General features: G+C 57.6%; 18 protein-coding genes. 9 read left to right on the forward strand and 9 right to left on the reverse strand.

From position 1 onward, the window contains the following. Window positions 1-248 precede the first annotated feature (248 nt). Entirely contained in the window at window positions 249-494 is a 246-nt protein-coding gene (locus tag CL1_RS10335) for a hypothetical protein (RefSeq protein WP_014789833.1), read from the forward strand. Here the strand turns inward: CL1_RS10335 and CL1_RS10340 are convergent. Next, entirely contained in the window at window positions 459-1,649 is a 1,191-nt protein-coding gene (locus CL1_RS10340) for a molybdopterin molybdotransferase MoeA (protein WP_014789834.1), read from the reverse strand. The two genes, CL1_RS10335 and CL1_RS10340, sit on opposite strands and share 36 nt — an antisense overlap. Before the next feature lies 1 nt (window position 1,650). Then, window positions 1,651-2,166: a MogA/MoaB family molybdenum cofactor biosynthesis protein gene (locus CL1_RS10345; RefSeq protein ID WP_014789835.1), complete on the reverse strand. Its 516-nt coding sequence runs from the start codon at window positions 2,164-2,166 to the stop codon at window positions 1,651-1,653. A gap of 100 nt (window positions 2,167-2,266) precedes the next feature. Here CL1_RS10345 and CL1_RS10350 point away from each other — a divergent pair, with 100 nt between their 5' ends. Next, window positions 2,267-2,857, forward strand: a complete 591-nt coding sequence (locus CL1_RS10350; RefSeq protein WP_014789836.1) for an adenosylcobinamide amidohydrolase — start codon at window positions 2,267-2,269, stop codon at window positions 2,855-2,857. Here CL1_RS10350 and cobT read toward each other — a convergent pair whose 3' ends face one another. Next, window positions 2,858-3,868, reverse strand: coding sequence for a nicotinate mononucleotide-dependent phosphoribosyltransferase CobT (cobT, locus tag CL1_RS10355; protein WP_014789837.1), 1,011 nt, complete (start codon window positions 3,866-3,868; stop codon window positions 2,858-2,860). Window positions 3,869-3,936: 68 nt separating this feature from the next. Here cobT and CL1_RS10360 point away from each other — a divergent pair, with 68 nt between their 5' ends. Beyond that, window positions 3,937-5,388, forward strand: a complete 1,452-nt coding sequence (locus tag CL1_RS10360) for a cobyric acid synthase (protein WP_048152295.1) — start codon at window positions 3,937-3,939, stop codon at window positions 5,386-5,388. Here CL1_RS10360 and CL1_RS10365 read toward each other — a convergent pair. The 3 genes from CL1_RS10365 to CL1_RS10870 are packed head-to-tail and all read right to left on the reverse strand — an operon-like array spanning window position 5,385 to window position 6,400. Then, complete coding sequence (locus CL1_RS10365; protein ID WP_014789839.1) at window positions 5,385-5,603, reverse strand: hypothetical protein; 219 nt, start codon at window positions 5,601-5,603, stop codon at window positions 5,385-5,387. The genes CL1_RS10360 and CL1_RS10365 overlap by 4 nt on opposite strands. Beyond that, entirely contained in the window at window positions 5,604-6,179 is a 576-nt protein-coding gene (locus tag CL1_RS10370; RefSeq protein WP_048152298.1) for an NTP transferase domain-containing protein, read from the reverse strand. Next, complete coding sequence (locus CL1_RS10870; protein ID WP_237266298.1) at window positions 6,176-6,400, reverse strand: hypothetical protein; 225 nt, start codon at window positions 6,398-6,400, stop codon at window positions 6,176-6,178. The genes CL1_RS10370 and CL1_RS10870 overlap by 4 nt, the downstream gene beginning before the upstream one ends. 64 nt (window positions 6,401-6,464) lie before the next feature. On the opposite strand from CL1_RS10870, the gene CL1_RS10375 reads away from it, so the two are divergent. Beyond that, window positions 6,465-7,331 (forward strand): MJ1477/TM1410 family putative glycoside hydrolase, encoded by an 867-nt coding sequence (locus CL1_RS10375; RefSeq protein WP_237266297.1) that lies wholly within the window; start codon window positions 6,465-6,467, stop codon window positions 7,329-7,331. Here CL1_RS10375 and cobS read toward each other — a convergent pair. From cobS to CL1_RS10390, 3 genes are read right to left on the reverse strand one after another with little or no spacing between them, the layout of a single operon-like run. Then, a complete protein-coding gene (gene cobS / locus CL1_RS10380) occupies window positions 7,316-8,017 on the reverse strand; it encodes an adenosylcobinamide-GDP ribazoletransferase (protein WP_014789842.1) in 702 nt (233 codons plus the stop codon). The genes CL1_RS10375 and cobS overlap by 16 nt on opposite strands. Then, window positions 8,014-8,430 (reverse strand): alpha-ribazole phosphatase CobZ, encoded by a 417-nt coding sequence (gene cobZ, locus CL1_RS10385; RefSeq protein WP_014789843.1) that lies wholly within the window; start codon window positions 8,428-8,430, stop codon window positions 8,014-8,016. The genes cobS and cobZ overlap by 4 nt, the downstream gene beginning before the upstream one ends. Before the next feature lie 2 nt (window positions 8,431-8,432). Continuing rightward, window positions 8,433-8,693, reverse strand: a complete 261-nt coding sequence (locus tag CL1_RS10390; protein WP_148267310.1) for a hypothetical protein — start codon at window positions 8,691-8,693, stop codon at window positions 8,433-8,435. 34 nt (window positions 8,694-8,727) lie between these two features. Between CL1_RS10390 and CL1_RS10395 the strand changes: the two genes are divergently transcribed. From CL1_RS10395 to CL1_RS10415, 5 genes are all read left to right on the forward strand, one after another. After that, window positions 8,728-9,474 carry a uracil-DNA glycosylase family protein gene (locus CL1_RS10395; RefSeq protein WP_014789845.1) on the forward strand — a complete coding sequence of 249 codons (747 nt, stop codon included), beginning with the start codon at window positions 8,728-8,730 and terminating at the stop codon, window positions 9,472-9,474. Beyond that, complete coding sequence (gene cbiB, locus CL1_RS10400) at window positions 9,462-10,346, forward strand: adenosylcobinamide-phosphate synthase CbiB (RefSeq protein WP_014789846.1); 885 nt, start codon at window positions 9,462-9,464, stop codon at window positions 10,344-10,346. Before CL1_RS10395 ends, cbiB begins: the two co-directional genes overlap by 13 nt. Further along, window positions 10,331-11,299, forward strand: a complete 969-nt coding sequence (locus CL1_RS10405; protein WP_014789847.1) for an aminotransferase class I/II-fold pyridoxal phosphate-dependent enzyme — start codon at window positions 10,331-10,333, stop codon at window positions 11,297-11,299. The genes cbiB and CL1_RS10405 overlap by 16 nt, the downstream gene beginning before the upstream one ends. A 31-nt stretch (window positions 11,300-11,330) precedes the next feature. Next, the gene (locus CL1_RS10410; protein WP_014789848.1) at window positions 11,331-12,077 is read left to right on the forward strand and encodes a class I SAM-dependent methyltransferase; all 747 of its coding nucleotides are present in this window, start codon (window positions 11,331-11,333) and stop codon (window positions 12,075-12,077) included. Between the two features lie 201 nt (window positions 12,078-12,278). Then, on the forward strand, window positions 12,279-14,945 hold the full coding sequence (locus CL1_RS10415) for a valine--tRNA ligase (RefSeq protein ID WP_014789849.1): 2,667 nt from the start codon (window positions 12,279-12,281) through the stop codon (window positions 14,943-14,945). Window positions 14,946-14,993: the final 48 nt, after the last annotated feature.

The following is a 14,993-nucleotide window of genomic DNA, read 5'->3' on the forward strand; positions in this document are numbered from 1 at the left end:
CACAGCCCGGCCTCAGCGAGGTCCCCGCGGGAGGGCCTTCCGCGTCCCGGAGCGCGATGACCGCGGGAAACCCAGGCCGGGCACAGACGGCCCGCCTGGGTTAGCCCGTCCAAGCGCGCCGTCAGGCATCGATGAGGACGGGAGTTACGGGCGGGCCATAGCACCAGCTTTCCCCGACCAAAAAGGTTCGATAAGGGAAGTAAGGTTTATTAGGAACCAGTACCAGTGTTACTGGAGGTTGGTTGCAGGTGGTTCCAGATAATGAGCGGTACGGGGACGACGGGGAAAAGAAGATTAAAGAAGTCCTTCCGTGGGGCAGTTCTGACTTTCTGCTCCAGGCGATAGAGGAGAAAAAGAGGGAGAAGAGCGAGGCGATAGAGATAATCGAGAGCCTCGTGGACCCGGATTCGCTCCCCGACGACGTCAAACCCCTCGTGAAGAAGCCGAAAAAGGAGGAGCTAATAGAGGACGACGATGACGACATCGCCCTCTAGGTAACCTTCACTGTCCTCTGGTATCTCAATGTAACCGTTGCTTTCCACGAGCGAGCTTATTATCCCGCTTCCCTTCTTCTTAATCGGTCTCGCCTTGCCGTCCTCGTACCAGACCTTGACGAACTCGTGCCTTCCGAGCTGGCTGGGAACGCGCTCGGTGAGCGTCGCCCTGACACGAACCTCGTAGTTTTTAGCACCGACGAGCTTTGCCAGGGCGTGCTTGACGTAGAGGTGGAATTGAGCGAAGACAGCCACCGGATAACCGCTCATTATGAAGACCCTCTCGCCGTAACCTATTGGCCGGCCGGGCTTTATCGTCGTCCCGTGGAAGAGGAGCTTAACGAAGCGGTGTGCGAAGTCCTTATCGCCGAAGGCGGAACCGCCGGTGACGAGAACGAGGTCGTTCTCTTTCTTGGCTCTCTCTATTACCTCCCTTATAGCTTCCTCGTCGTCAGGAACAACGCCGTAGAAGACCGGCTCGCCGAAGTACTGCCTGACTAGACCCTTCAGCATCACCGAGTTGCTCTCGAGGATTTTCCCGGCCTTCAATGCTTCCTCGTCGAAATCCTCGATCAGCTCGTCGCCCGTAACCACTATCCCGACGCGGGGCTTTCTCTTGACCTTGACCGTTTTGAACCCTACGCTCTTGAGGAGGGCCAGATCCTGTGGTCTTAGAACCTGCCCCTTCCGCAGGATCACCTCACCCTTCTTCACGTCCTCGCCGGCAAAGGCCACGTTCTGGCCCGGCGCAACAGGGCGGAGAACCCTTATGACCTCTCCCTCGCGCTCGGCCATCTCCTGCATGAGAACCGCGTTGGCCCCTTCCGGCATCTTCGAGCCCGTCATTAGCTTCACCGCCGTGCCGGGCTCAACCCTCGCTCCGCTCTCCTCCCCGGCGACTATCTCATCGATGACTTTAAGCTCGACGGGGCTGTACTCCCTCGCCTGGAAGGTGTCCTCCGCCCGGAGGGCATAGCCGTCCACGGCGGAGCGGTCGAAGGGGGGGCTGTCTATCGGTGAAACAACGTCCCCGGCCAGAACCCTGCCGAGCGCCTCGTCGAGCGGAACCTCCACCACTTCCGGAATCTCGCTCAGGTCGTCGAGAAGGAGCCTCAGGGCCTCGCGGTAGGGGGTGAGGCGCTTGAATTCCCTCATCTCACTCCCTCCCGTGCTTCAGCACGTGGCCGGCCTCGTTGAGGATGATCTTTATTCCGGTCTTAGCCGCTCCGAGGCTTCCCGGCAGGCAGAAGACCGCCATTGCCCTCCCCGAGCTACGGATTATTCCAGCTGTCGCCCTCGTCATGACCGCGGCCGTTCCTATCTCCTCGTAGCTGAGGAGCCTGAATACTTCACCGAAGCCGGTAAGCTCTTTGTCGAAGAGGGGCCTTAGGCTCTCTATCGTCACGTCCCTGCTCGCGATTCCAGTTCCGCCCGAGGTAACGACAACCTCCGCCCCTTTCTCGAAGGCCTCAACCACCGCGCCGATTATCGCCATCTTCTCGTCGGGCACGATTCTGTAGAGAACCCTCTCGTGCCCCGCCTTTTCAAGCTCCTCCACGAGGAACTTCCCGCTTTTGTCCTCCTTCTCCCCTCTGCTCGCGGTGTCGCTAACAGTTATGACCGCGAAGCGGAACTTTTTTGGGGCCTTCCTCTTGTGCTCCTCCGTTCCCATGCTACCACCGGAGTAAGCTCGTCCCGGAACTTAATAACCTTTCAGCAAACGGAAGCGTTTAACGGGAAGGGTTATATTTCGAGGCGCCGGGGAGAAAGTCATGGGGTTCAAACACTTCATCCTTCCGTTCGATGAGCCGATGCTCGCCCTCAGCAACGCGCCCCACAGGGGAGGCCTTACGAGGGCCAACGGCTTCTTCTTCATGATGGTTCACAAGAACTACTCCGGCGACTACAGGGCTGATTGCCTCGCCTTCGAGCGGGAGAACGGCCTTGAGAACTTCGTTGGCTTCATGACGGCCGCTGACGTAGCGAAGGTTTTATCGGTGGTGAAGAGCGGGAGCGTTACGGCCTACATCACCGCTGGAATCACCAACCCGGCGATAGCAGGCGATGTGCCGCCTCCCTGGGAGCCGGGGACGATAAACATTGCGCTCGTGATAAACGAGGGACTAACCGTTGGGGCTATGGCCAACGCGATAATGACGGCAACCGAGGCGAAAACCTACACTCTCCTCAGCCTTGGCTACAACGCGACGGGGACGACGAGCGATGGAATCGGCATCTTCGCTTTCGAAGGGGAAAAGGAGTGGGCAGGAACCGCGACGGAGCTCGGGATAAGCATCGGAAGGGCGGTAAGAAAGGCGCTTAAAGAGAGCCTGAGAAAGTGGGAGGGGACGAGGGAAAAATAATCAGGGAGATGCCTTCATCTCCATGAGCCTCCTGTAAAGCTCCTCGACCTTTCCGCTCACCTCTTCCGGCGAGAAACCGGCCTTAACGGCAAGCCACGTCGCTCCCCCCGCGCCGACGCCTTCCTTGACGTAGCCGTTCTCGTAGTCCCTGAGGCCCTTGAACTCGCTCTTGGAGAAATCGAGGTCAGCCGAATAAGTTATTATCCCGATTTCCTTCGCCGTTTCGAGGAATGTGGCGCTTCTGTCGTTGACCACCCACTTGGTGGTCGCTATCATGAACCTGTTTAAATCCTCGCCGAGGGCCTTCAACAGGGCTGAAACAGCCAACATCTGCGTTCCTCCAGCTAAGACGACGCTCTTCCTGAAGCCGAGGGAAATACCCACCACCGTTGCCATCATGGGGTCACCGAACTGCCTCAGGGCCTCAAGAGGGTTGTCCTTCAGTTGACCTTTCTCGATTCCGGCCCTCTCAAAGGCCTCGCCGATTACCCTCTCCTTGAGGCCCTGCGGGTTGTTGGTCGATGCCGAACTCGTCCTCGCGTCGTAGCCGAGTGCCCACAGAACAGCCTGGGCCGTTGTCGTTCCTCCGGGAGTAGACTCGCCAATTACAAGCTCTTTGATCGGTAGTTTGTTGAGCTCCTCGCTGAACAGCTTGGCGCGCTTTATTATCTCGCCGAACTCGGGTAAAGCCGGCCCCTTTCTGAAGTCTCTCCCAACGGCGTCGCTGACGTGCACGTGCGGGATGAGGGGGGCGAGATAAGTTCCGCCCCTCACGACCATAACAGGGAAGTTCGCGAGCTCCCTCGCGGCCTTGGTTATTATCGCGGGCGTCGGGTGACCTTCGGGCGTTACGGGGATTACGTCAATCGTCAGGGGCTTCTCGTGGAACAGGTATTCCGCATCGGCCACTGGGGTGAGCTTCGTCAGCTCAGGGGTTGCCCCGGCGACGCTTATTCCGGGCACGGTGCTTATCTCTGTGTTCCCCAAAACGAGAAGGAAGAGGCTCTCCATTCCAACCACCGCTGGAGTTTTTATCCAAGGGTTTATATGCCCTTCGGCCAACCGGAAACGGTGGGAGAATGGGAAGGGCCCTGATGGTGCTCGGAACCTCGTCTGGAGCTGGCAAGTCGCTCCTCGTCACGGCCCTTTGCAGGATTTTTTCGAACCTCGGCTACGACGTCGTTCCCTTCAAGAGCCAGAACATGAGCCTGAACTCCGCACCGAGCATAGAGGGCGGCGAGATAAGCAGGGCGCAGTACCTACAGGCGATAGCCTGCCGGAAGAGGCCGTTGGTAAAGTTCAATCCTATCCTCCTCAAGCCCGAGGGCAACATGAGGAGCCAGGTCGTCTTCATGGGGAAGCCAATAGGTAGCGTTTCGGCCAGAGATTACATGCTCTCCCGGAAGGAGGAACTCTTCAGGAAGGCGATGGAAGTTCTAGACGGGCTCAAGGAGGAGCACGACCTGGTGATAATCGAGGGCGCAGGCAGTCCGGTCGAGATAAACCTGAGGGACTACGACATAGCCAACACCCGCGTCATGCTCCACGCAAGGGCCAAAGGGATCCTCGTTACGGATATAGACAGGGGCGGGAGCTTCGCGAGCATAGTGGGCACGATGGAGCTTTTGAATGAACGCGAAAGGGAAGCGATAATCGGCTTCGTCTTCAACAAGTTCCGCGGGGACGCTTCCCTCCTCCGGCCTGGCTTTGAGTACCTGGAGAGGCGCTATGGGAAGCCTACCCTCGGCGTTATCCCCTACGTCGAGCATCGCCTACCGGAAGAGGACTCCCTGGCGGAGTTCCCGAAGGTGAAGGGCGAGCTTCACATTCAGATAATCAAGCTCCCCCACATAAGCAACTTCACGGACTTTGAACCCCTCCACTGGGCCAACGGCGTTGATTACGTCACCAAAGCAGAAAAAATCAAGGGCGACGTTATCATAATCCCCGGGAGCAAGAACACTGTCGAGGATTTGCTCTGGCTCCGTGAAAACGGCTTTGAAGATGCTATACTGGAGGCTCACCGCGAAGGCTCTTTCGTCGTCGGAATCTGCGGCGGCTTCCAGATGCTGGGCGAGAAGATAGCAGACACCGTCGAGTCGAAGCGCGGAACGGTCAGGGGCATCGGCCTTCTACCGGCCAAGACAGTCTTCGAGAAGGTCAAGAGGACGAACCACCTGAGGGCAGAAGTTCTATGGGGGCCGGCCAAGGGACTGGCGGTTGAGGGCTACGAGATACGCTTCGGCAGGAGCACCTCTGCGAGGCCCTTCTCGGTGATAACGGCAGTAAACGGGGTGAAAACCTTTGAGCCTGAGGGAGCCGTAGGTAATAGGGCCTTCGGCACCTACCTGCACGGCATCTTCCACAACTTCGCCTTCACCGAGCGGTTCCTCAACTCCCTCCGGGCGGAGAGGGGTCTCGAACCGGTTTCCATCGAAGGCTGGAGCATAGAAGAGGAGATAGAGAGGTTCGCAAGGGTCGTTGAGAGACACCTCGACGTGGAGAGGATTTTAAGGGAGCTGGGGGTTTAGAAATAATCCTCGGGGCCCTCAAGCTCCTTGGGAGGGTGTCTCTTCTTCCACCACCCCTTAACCGCTCCGACAACGAGCAGGATTACTATCAGCGGGACCAGGACCACCAGGAACGCGGCCGCGAAGAGGAGAAGGCCCAGTATGATTATCACGCCGATTATTGCAAGGGCAATGAACATCAAGAAACCGCCGATGGACGACCCTGAGCCTTCCATTCAACCACCTCCATGAAGTTCGCGGAAGGCCTTAAATGGTTTTTCCACCAGCCTCGCTATCCTCCCGGCGAGCTTTAACTCCCCTGGAGTGTTCACGTTGAGAGCCAATAGCGGGTTGCTCAGCTCGAAGAACTTTTCTCCCTCGGTTCCAACGGCGTTGAGGCCGATTACTGCGTAGCCCCTGTAGGTGAGGGGGTGCAGATCCTTTGGCACCCTATCAAGTGGGAGAACGCCCGTTAAACTCGTCCTCCCGTCGAAGGCCTCCCCTATGGCCATCACATCGCTCGCCTTCAGGAAGGGCAAATCAGCGGAGACGCTTAGGAAGGGCCCGAACTCGCGGAGGAGGAAAAGGGTGTCCTCCACGTAGCCCCTGCCTGGCGTTTCAACGATGGGAATCCCCTCGCGGAGGCAGAGCTCCCTCGTCTTCGGCGCGTTTCTGGAGACGGCAACGAGCACTTCCCCGACTTTTTCCGCCTCCCCGTAAACGCGCAGGAGCATCGGCCTGCCCCCGACCTTCAGGACGGGCTTCTCCCGGCCCATTCTGCTCGACCGCCCGCCGGCCATGATGATTATCATGGAAGGGAATAGTGGGCAACGGTTAAAAGGCCTTCCGTCCGGTTAATACCTATGCGGTCTGTCGGCGTGATGTTCCTCTCGCTCCTCATAGTTTTGGCATCTGCCTGTCTCTCAAACGCTCCAGCCGGGGAGAAAACCGGGACGACTTCGGTCCCTTCCCCCCATACACCTGAGACGACACCTTCTTCCCCTCCAGCTCTATCGAACGCAACCTCTCCCAAAATAGCTCAGCAAAACGTAACATCAACGACCCAGACCACTCCAAAACGTGAAAACTCAAGCCAAATCCAACATAAGAGAACACTGAACCTCTCCTCGGTGAGGAGCTGGGCCTACTGGCTGCAGAACGCCAGCCCGGAGGTTATAGCGAAGAGCGGCTTCGACTTAATCGTCATGGACTACTCAAGGGACGGGGACGATGAGACAGCCTACACGCGGGAGGAAATAGCCGAGATTAAGAGGGCCGGGGTAATTCCCATAGCCTACATCAGCATCGGCGAAGCTGAGGACTACCGCTTCTACTGGAACGAAAGCTGGAAGACGGAGCCACCGGATTGGCTCGGCCCCGAAAATCCAGAGTGGCCCGGGGATTACGCCGTTAAGTACTGGAATGACGGCTGGAAGAGGATAGTCCTTGAGTACCTCGACAGAATCATCGCTCAGGGCTTTAGGGGGGTTTATCTCGACAAGGTTGACGAGTACTGGTTCTGGGCTGAGAACGGCTACGACGAGAACTGGACTGTGGGGCAGATGATCGAGTTCATACTCCAGATAGCCAACTATGCCCGCTCTAAGGCGGGTGAGGATTTCATTGTAATCCCTCAGAACGGGGAGTGGCTCCTCAACTACGACAACGGGAGCCTTGTGAAGGCCGTCTCCGGCTGGGCGAGTGAAGATGTCTTCTACGACGGCCTCAAACCGAGCCCTTGGACGGACGAGAAGGTTCCCCTCCTGGACAGGGTTGTTAAGGCGGGAAAGGTTGTTCTGGTCGTGGACTACGTAGATGATGGGACAAGGAGCGGGGAAGACCTCGCGAGAATCCTTGACTTCATTGAAAAGGCCAGGGAGAGGGGATACGTACCCTACGCGGCACTCGAAGACAGGGAGCTGGACGAGCTTAATGTGATTCCAGGGGTTCAGCCGCCGAGGTAAGCCCACAGGAATGCCATAACCAAAAGCGTCCCGGTCCTCGTTATCTCCGCCACTGCCCCTATGCAGTCTCCGTTAAGGCCGCCGAAGTTCTCCAGGGAAACGTGGACGACATAAAACCCCGCCAGAAGACCGAGGAGAGATGCAAGCGCGAAGGGTTCGATCAGGACAAAGGGAACCAGCAGGAGGAGGTAGAGGGCCGTTCCGATGGCCATCTGTTTTAGGTTCACACCCTCCATGAAGTATGCCCCCAAACCGGAGCCGAGGGGTTTTCTCGTTGCCAGTGCGAGGAGCATGGCGAACTTGGAGTTGAGTTCGGCCAGAAAGAGCGCGTAGAAGGGAACGAGCGGGAGCGAGTAAACCTGAAGGAGCAGAACTATGACCACCGCGAAGAGGCCCGCTATGCCTGTGTTTAGGTCCTTCATTGCCTTTATTTTCTTCTCGCGATCGCCCTTCACCATTATCCCATCGGCCCAGTCGGCGAGGCCGTCAAGGTGCAGGAGGCCGATTGTTAAGTATAGAGTTAGGAGTGCAAGAACGTTGGCGAGGGGGAGTCCGAGGTAAAGAACAGCCGTCGGGAGGGCTGAAGTAATGGGGGCAATAAGGGGAAGTGCCCACAGCTCTTTCCGAACCTTCTCGAAGTCCCCCCTAACGGGCAGTCGGGTGAAGAAGGGCAGGAGGTTTCTCATTGTCGCTCCCTCTCGAAAAGCCTCGTCATACAGCCAGCTATGAAGCCGCCAACCGCGTCGTCGAGGAACGGTGGGAGCTCCGCCAAAATCCCCGGTTTCCGCGTATCGTAGTAGAAGAAGTTGAAGAGCGCCATCTTGCCGCCTATCAGCTCGGCAATGCTTATCCCTATCAGCTCGTCGGCAACTAAGTTCACCGGATCGCCATCAACCTCGAAGTTCTCCTCAAGGAGGAGCGCGGCCGTGAGCAGAGCCTGGACGTTGATGTCGTCGAGGTATCTCAGCATGAGCTCTTTGAGTTCCTCGCGGACTTTCTCCCTCTCCTCACCGATGTAGAGTTCCATGGCAGTTTCCAGCATGGCGTTGAGGGTTATACCCCGCTCGTTCAGCCTCCGGATAAGCCCGGTCCCTTCCATCTTCAACCTTCTCCCGGCCCGGCGTTGCCCGTCATCTTTTCAAACTCTTCCTTCAGGATTTGTGCGTCCTCCTTCTTTATGTAGTGGAGGACAACGCCACAGTCTAGGCATATCCACACACCTGCATCGATCCCGGGCGATTTCCAGCTCTGGAGCCCGCTCTTCCACGGGGGCACCACCGAGCTCTTCAGGGTCTCTCCCTTGGCCTTTATCATCGTTCCCCCGCACAGGGGGCATTTCCTTGTCTCGACCATGGTAACCACCAAACCTATAAACTCCCTGGACTTTTTATCCATTATGCTGCTGAGGTTTGAAGAGCTAAGAAAAGTCGGCGACGTTTACATAAACCCCCGGAACTTCAGGGTTGAACCCCTCTTTATCCGGGACTGGAGGGACCTTCTGGGCCTCGATGAGGGGACTTACGGCCCCTACGCCCGGACGATTTACAACCCCGGAGAGCGCTTTCTCGCTGTGGACAGAAAAGATGAAAAGCTCGCGGGGGAGCTTGAGGCCCTTTACCGGGAGCTTCTCCGTCGGCCCCTGCGGTTCTGCCGCGAGGAGTACTACCGCTACCAGCTTGAGGTGGGCGAGTTTGATGGCCTGCCATTCGCCAACGGCTGGCCCGGCTCGGGAGTGGTGCTCGTGGGGGAGGCGCCGGGAAGGAAAGGCTGCGGAAAGACGGGGATATGCTTCTACCGCGACGCCTCCGGAATGTTGCTCAGGAAGACGCTCTTCCAGCTCGGCGTCAACCCTGACTTCGTCTACATCACCAACGTCCTCAAGTGCAACCCGCCGGAGAACAGGTTGAGGGGCTTCGGTGAGGGTGAACTTGGTCTTCTCCAGCGGGAGCTTGAGATCCTGAAGCCAGAGGCCATCTTTGCCATCGGCAGAACGGCGGAGAAGGCCCTGAAAAGGCTCGGCTATGAGGCCATCTACCTCCGGCACCCCGCCTGGTACGTGCGCAGGGGCGTGAGGGAACCGGGGGAGGAGATGCTGGAGGAGTACTCAGTGATAAAGGAGGCCTTCGGGGAATGGAGGTTCTGACGGTTTTTCTACTCGCCCTCCTCTGGGACCTGCTCATTGGAGAGCCGCCGGCGTTGGTCCACCCGGTTGTGTGGTTCGGTAAGCTGGCGGAGTTTTTTGACGAACGCTGGGGGCGAAAAGGTCCTCTTCCTGACTTCTTAGCCGGAACGCTGACAGCTCTGGTCGTTCTTCTCTTTGCCATTGCCCTCTCACTCCTACCGTTCTACCTTCCCTTCCCTCTCAACTATGCTTTGGCCGTTTACCTCCTCAAGAGCTCCTTCGCGATAAGGAGCCTCCACGAGCACGTTTCGAGGGCGGTAACCGATGACATCAAGGAAAAGAGGAAAGCCGTCTCGATGATAGTCAGCAGGAACACTGAGACCCTCGACGAGGCGCATCTCAACTCGGCAGCGATAGAGAGCCTCGCCGAGAACTTTAACGACTCAGTTATAGCTCCCCTCTTCTACTTCCTCCTCTTCGGCCTTCCAGGGGCGCTGGTTTACCGCGCCGCTAATACTCTCGACGCGATGCTGGGTTACAGAAACGAGCGCTACGAGTTCTTCGGCAAGTTCCCGGCGAGGCTCGACGACCTCCTCAACTTCGTCCCGGCCCGCTTAACCGTTCTCCTCTACCTCCCGCTCGGCGGACGGAGGGTTTTGAAGTATTACCGCCTCGCTCGCTTCAAGCTCAACTCTGACAAGCCGATTGCGGCCATGTCAGCGGTTCTTGGGGTCATGCTCGAAAAGCCCGGCTTCTACCGCTTTCCCGGAAGGGGGCCGAGGGACGAGGACATAAGGCGCGCCCTGAGGGTTTACTGGCTGGTTGTTGCCGAATGGGTGATTATCGTCGCTCTATTCCTTGCAACGGAGGTGTTCCCATGCTTGAGCCCGTGAAGTTCTCAACTTACCACGGCGGGAGCAGGGAAGATGGCTACCTCGACTTCTCGGCCTCGCTGAACCCTTATCTGCCCGAGTGGCTCGACGAGATGTTCCAGAGGGCAAAGGAGATAAGCACCCGCTACTCCTACTACGAGAGGCTTGAGGAGGAATTGGGAGAGCTCCTCGGGGAGCCCCTGACGGTAACGGCTGGGATTACCGAAGCACTCTACCTCCTCGGAACGCTCGCGCTCCGCGGGAGGAAGGTGGTGATCCCGCGCCACACCTACGGCGAGTACGAGCGCGTTGCCAGAATCTTTGGGGCTGAGGTTGTAAAGGGTCCGAACGAGCCGGATAAGCTTGCGGAGCTGGTCGAGAGAAACTCCGTGGTGTTTTTCTGCAACCCGAACAACCCGGACGGGAGATTCTACCGCGTTAAAGAGCTGAGACCCCTCTTCTATGCAGTTGAGGACAGAAAAGCCCTCCTAATCCTTGACGAGGCCTTCATAGACTTCGTGGAGAGGCCGGAGAGTCCGGAGGGGGAAAACATTGTAAAGCTCAGAACCTTCACCAAGAGCTACGGCCTGCCCGGGATAAGGGTTGGCTACGTTCTCGGCTTCAGCGAGGCATTTAGGAGCGTCAGAATGCCCTGGAGCATAGGCTCAACAGGAGTTGCTTTCCTTGAGTTCCTGCTCAAGGACGGCTTCGAGCATTTAAGGAGGACGATGCCCCTAATCTGGCGGGAAAAGGAGAGGCTGGAGAAGGAGCTCAGGGTTAAAAGTGACGCTAACTTCTTCATCAAGCGCGTTGGAAATGCAAGGGAATTCGTTGAGGCCCTCAAGAGGCACGGAATCCTTGTGAGGAGCTGTGAGAGCTTCGGTCTGCCGGAATACGTCCGCTTTTCGGTTAGGAAGCCGGAGGAGAACGGGAGGCTGATTGAGGCATTCAGGGAGCTGGGAGAAGAGTTTTAAATCTGAAGGGACATTCATTTTTGGTGATGGCATGCACGAGCTCTACACGGCCCTTGCCGAGTACTACGACGCGATCTACCTGAGAAGGGCCGAGCGCGTTGGGAAGGAGATTGACTTCGTGGAGGAGCTCTTCCGGAACGAAGCCGAACGAGAAGTAACGCGGGTTCTCGACCTTGCCTGCGGAACCGGAATCCCAACGCTCGAACTGGCGAGGCGCGATTACGAGGTGGTCGGCCTCGACCTCCATGAGGAGATGCTTGCCGTTGCGAGAAGAAAGGCCGAACGGGAAGGGCTTAGCGTCGAGTTCATTCAGGGAAACGCGCTTGAGATAGACTTCGAGGAGGAGTTCGACGCCGTGACGATGTTTTTCTCCAGCATTATGTATTTCGACGATTCTGCAATTCAACAATTATTTAATTCTGTAAGACGGGCGCTGAAACCTGGGGGCGTTTTCATCGCCGACTTCCCGTGCTGGTACTACGGCGGAAGGGACGGTCCGATAGTGTGGGACGAGCGGAAGGGAGATGAGCGGTTAATCATAACCGACTGGCGCGAGGTCGAGCCAGCCTTCCAGAAGCTCCGCTTCAAGAGGCTCGTGCAGATAATAAAGCCCGACGGGAGCGTTAGGGCCTTCATGGTGGACGATGAACTGAACATCTACACTCCGAGGGAGCTGAGGCTTTTGGCTGGGGGGCACTTCAGGAAGGTCAAAATCTACGGAGACCTCCGCGAGCTAAGGCCCAACGACAGGAGGTACTGGCTGGTGGCGGTGAAGTAACCCCAAACTTTTTAAACCTCGGGCTCATTTCTATACCCCGGTGGTGCCTATCGTCCACCGTAAGACTGATTTCAACCTTTGAATCCCATGCGTTCCGCGCTTCTTGGTTAGCCTTCACTCCGGCACCACCGGCGTTGCTAAGATTTTTAAGCCGCCCTTCTGAGGGTAACCCATCTTCAAAAATCCAGAAAGGTGATGTCTATGCTCCCCAAGAACTACGACCCGAACGAGATTGAGCCCAAGTGGCAGAAGTTCTGGCTGGAGGAGAAGATTTACAAGTACGAGCTCGATGAGAAGAGGCCGAGCTACGCGATAGACACACCTCCCCCATTCACGAGCGGAACGCTCCACCTCGGCCACGTTCTCAGCCACACCTGGATCGATATCATCGCGCGCTACAAGAGAATGACCGGCTACAACGTGCTCTTCCCGCAGGGCTTCGACAACCACGGCCTCCCGACCGAGCTGAAGGTCGAGAAGGAGTTCGGAATAAGCAAAGACCAGCCCGAGAAGTTCCTCCAGAAGTGCGTTGAGTGGACCTGGCAGGCCATCGAGGCGATGCGCAACCAGTTCATAAGGATTGGCTACTCCGCCGACTGGGACCTTGAGTACCACACGATGGACGACTGGTATAAAGCGGCCGTGCAGAAGTCCCTCATCGAGTTCTACAAGAAGGGAATGCTCTACCGCGACAAGCACCCAGTTTACTGGTGCCCGCGCTGCAGGACGAGTCTGGCCAAGGCTGAGGTTGGCTACGTGGAAGAGGACGGCTTCCTCTACTACATCAAGCTCCCCTTAGCTGACGGTTCCGGCCACGTGCCGATAGCAACCACGAGGCCCGAGCTCATGCCGGCCTGTGTGGCTGTCTTCGTCCACCCGGACGACGAGCGCTACAAGGACGTCGTCGGCAAGAAGGTGAAGCTCCCGATATTCGAGCGCGAGGTGCCAGTTATAGCAGATGAGGACGTTGACCCGAGCTTTGGAACCGGTGCCGTTTACAACTGTACCTACGGCGACGAGCAGGACGTCGTCTGGCAGAAGCGCTACAACCTGCCGGTCATCATAGCCATCAACGAAGACGGAACGATGAACGAGAGGGCAGGGCCCTACAAGGGGCTCAAGACCGAGGAGGCCAGGGAGAAAATAGCCGAAGACCTTGAAAAGATGGGCCTGCTCTACAGGAAGGAGAAGATAAAGCACCGCGTGCTGAGGCACACCGAGAGGAGCAGCTGTATGGCTCCGATTGAACTGCTCCCCAAGACCCAGTGGTTCATCAAGGTCAAGGACTTCACGGACGAGATAGTCAAGGTGGCGGAGGAGATAAACTGGTATCCGAGCGACATGTTCCTCCGGTTGAAGGACTGGGCCGAGAGCATGGACTGGGACTGGGTCATAAGCAGGCAGCGCGTTTTCGGAACGCCGATTCCCTTCTGGGTCTGCGACAGCGGTGAGGTTATCCTGCCAAACGAGGAGGACCTGCCAGTTGACCCGCGCTTCGACAAACCCCCGAGGAAGTGCTCCGACGGAAGCGAGCCCAAGCCCGTTACCGACGTCCTCGACTGCTGGGTTGATTCCAGCATAACCCCGCTCATCATAAGCAGGTGGCACGATGCAATCAAGGGCGATGAAGAGGCAAAGCGCTGGTTCGAGCACAACTTCCCGACCGCGCTCAGGCCGCAGGGAACGGACATCATAAGGACGTGGGCCTTCTACACGATATTCAGGACGTACGTGCTAACAGGAAAGAAGCCCTGGGACGACGTCCTCATCAACGGAATGGTTGCCGGCCCGGACGGCAGGAAGATGAGCAAGAGCTACGGCAACGTCGTCGCTCCCGACGAGGTTATACCGAAGTACGGCGCCGATGCGCTAAGGCTCTGGACTGCACTCGCTCCCCCGGGAGAAGACCACCCCTTCAAGTGGGAGACGGTGGACTACAACTACCGCTTCCTCCAGAAGGTCTGGAACATCTACCGCTTCGCCGAGAGGCACCTCGCTGACTTCGACCCAGCCAGCGCTCCGGAGGAGCTCGAGCCCCTCGACCGCTGGATCCTCAGCAGGCTCCACAGGCTCATCAAGTTCGCCACCGGGGAGATGGAGCGTTACCGCTTCAACCTGCTCACGAGGGAGCTCATGACCTTCGTCTGGCACGAGGTCGCCGACGACTACATCGAGATGATCAAGTACCGCCTCTACGGCGACGACGAGGAGAGCAAGCTGAAAGCTAAGGCTGCCCTCTACGAGCTGCTCTACAACGTCATGCTCCTGCTCGCTCCATTTGCTCCGCACATAACCGAGGAGCTCTACCAGAACCTCTTCAAAGAACGCATCGGAGCGAAGAGCGTTCACCTCCTTGAGTGGCCGAAGTACGACGAGGCCAGGATCGATGAGGAGGCGGAAAGGCTTGGAGAACTTGCCCGCGAGATAGTAGGTGTCATGAGGCGCTACAAGAACAGCCACGGCCTGGCTTTGAACGCCAAGCTCAAGCACGTGGTCATCTACGCCACCGACAGCCACGACATGCTGAAGGCCATCGAGAGGGACATCGCGGGAACGATGAACATCGAGAGGCTGGAGATAATCAGAGGCGAGCCAGAGCTGGAGGAGCGCATCGTCGAGATAAAGCCCAACTTCAGGACCGTCGGGCCGAAGTACGGCAAGCTCGTGCCGAAGATAACCGCCTACCTCAAGGAGAACGCGGAGGAGGTTGCCAAGGCACTCAAAGAGACTGGAAAGGTCGAGTTCGAGGTTGAGGGCCAGAAGGTCGAGCTGGACAAGGACGACGTAGTGCTCAGGAAGGCGGTCTTCAGCGAGGGCGAAGAGGTAGAGACGGCCGTCGTTGGGGACGCTGTTGTGGTGTTCTTCTGAGCCTTTTCTTTTCCCCTATTGCCCTCAGATGGAATTGAAAAAAGAAGA

The sequence above is a fragment of the Thermococcus cleftensis genome (assembly GCF_000265525.1).
Lineage (GTDB): Archaea > Methanobacteriota_B > Thermococci > Thermococcales > Thermococcaceae > Thermococcus > Thermococcus cleftensis.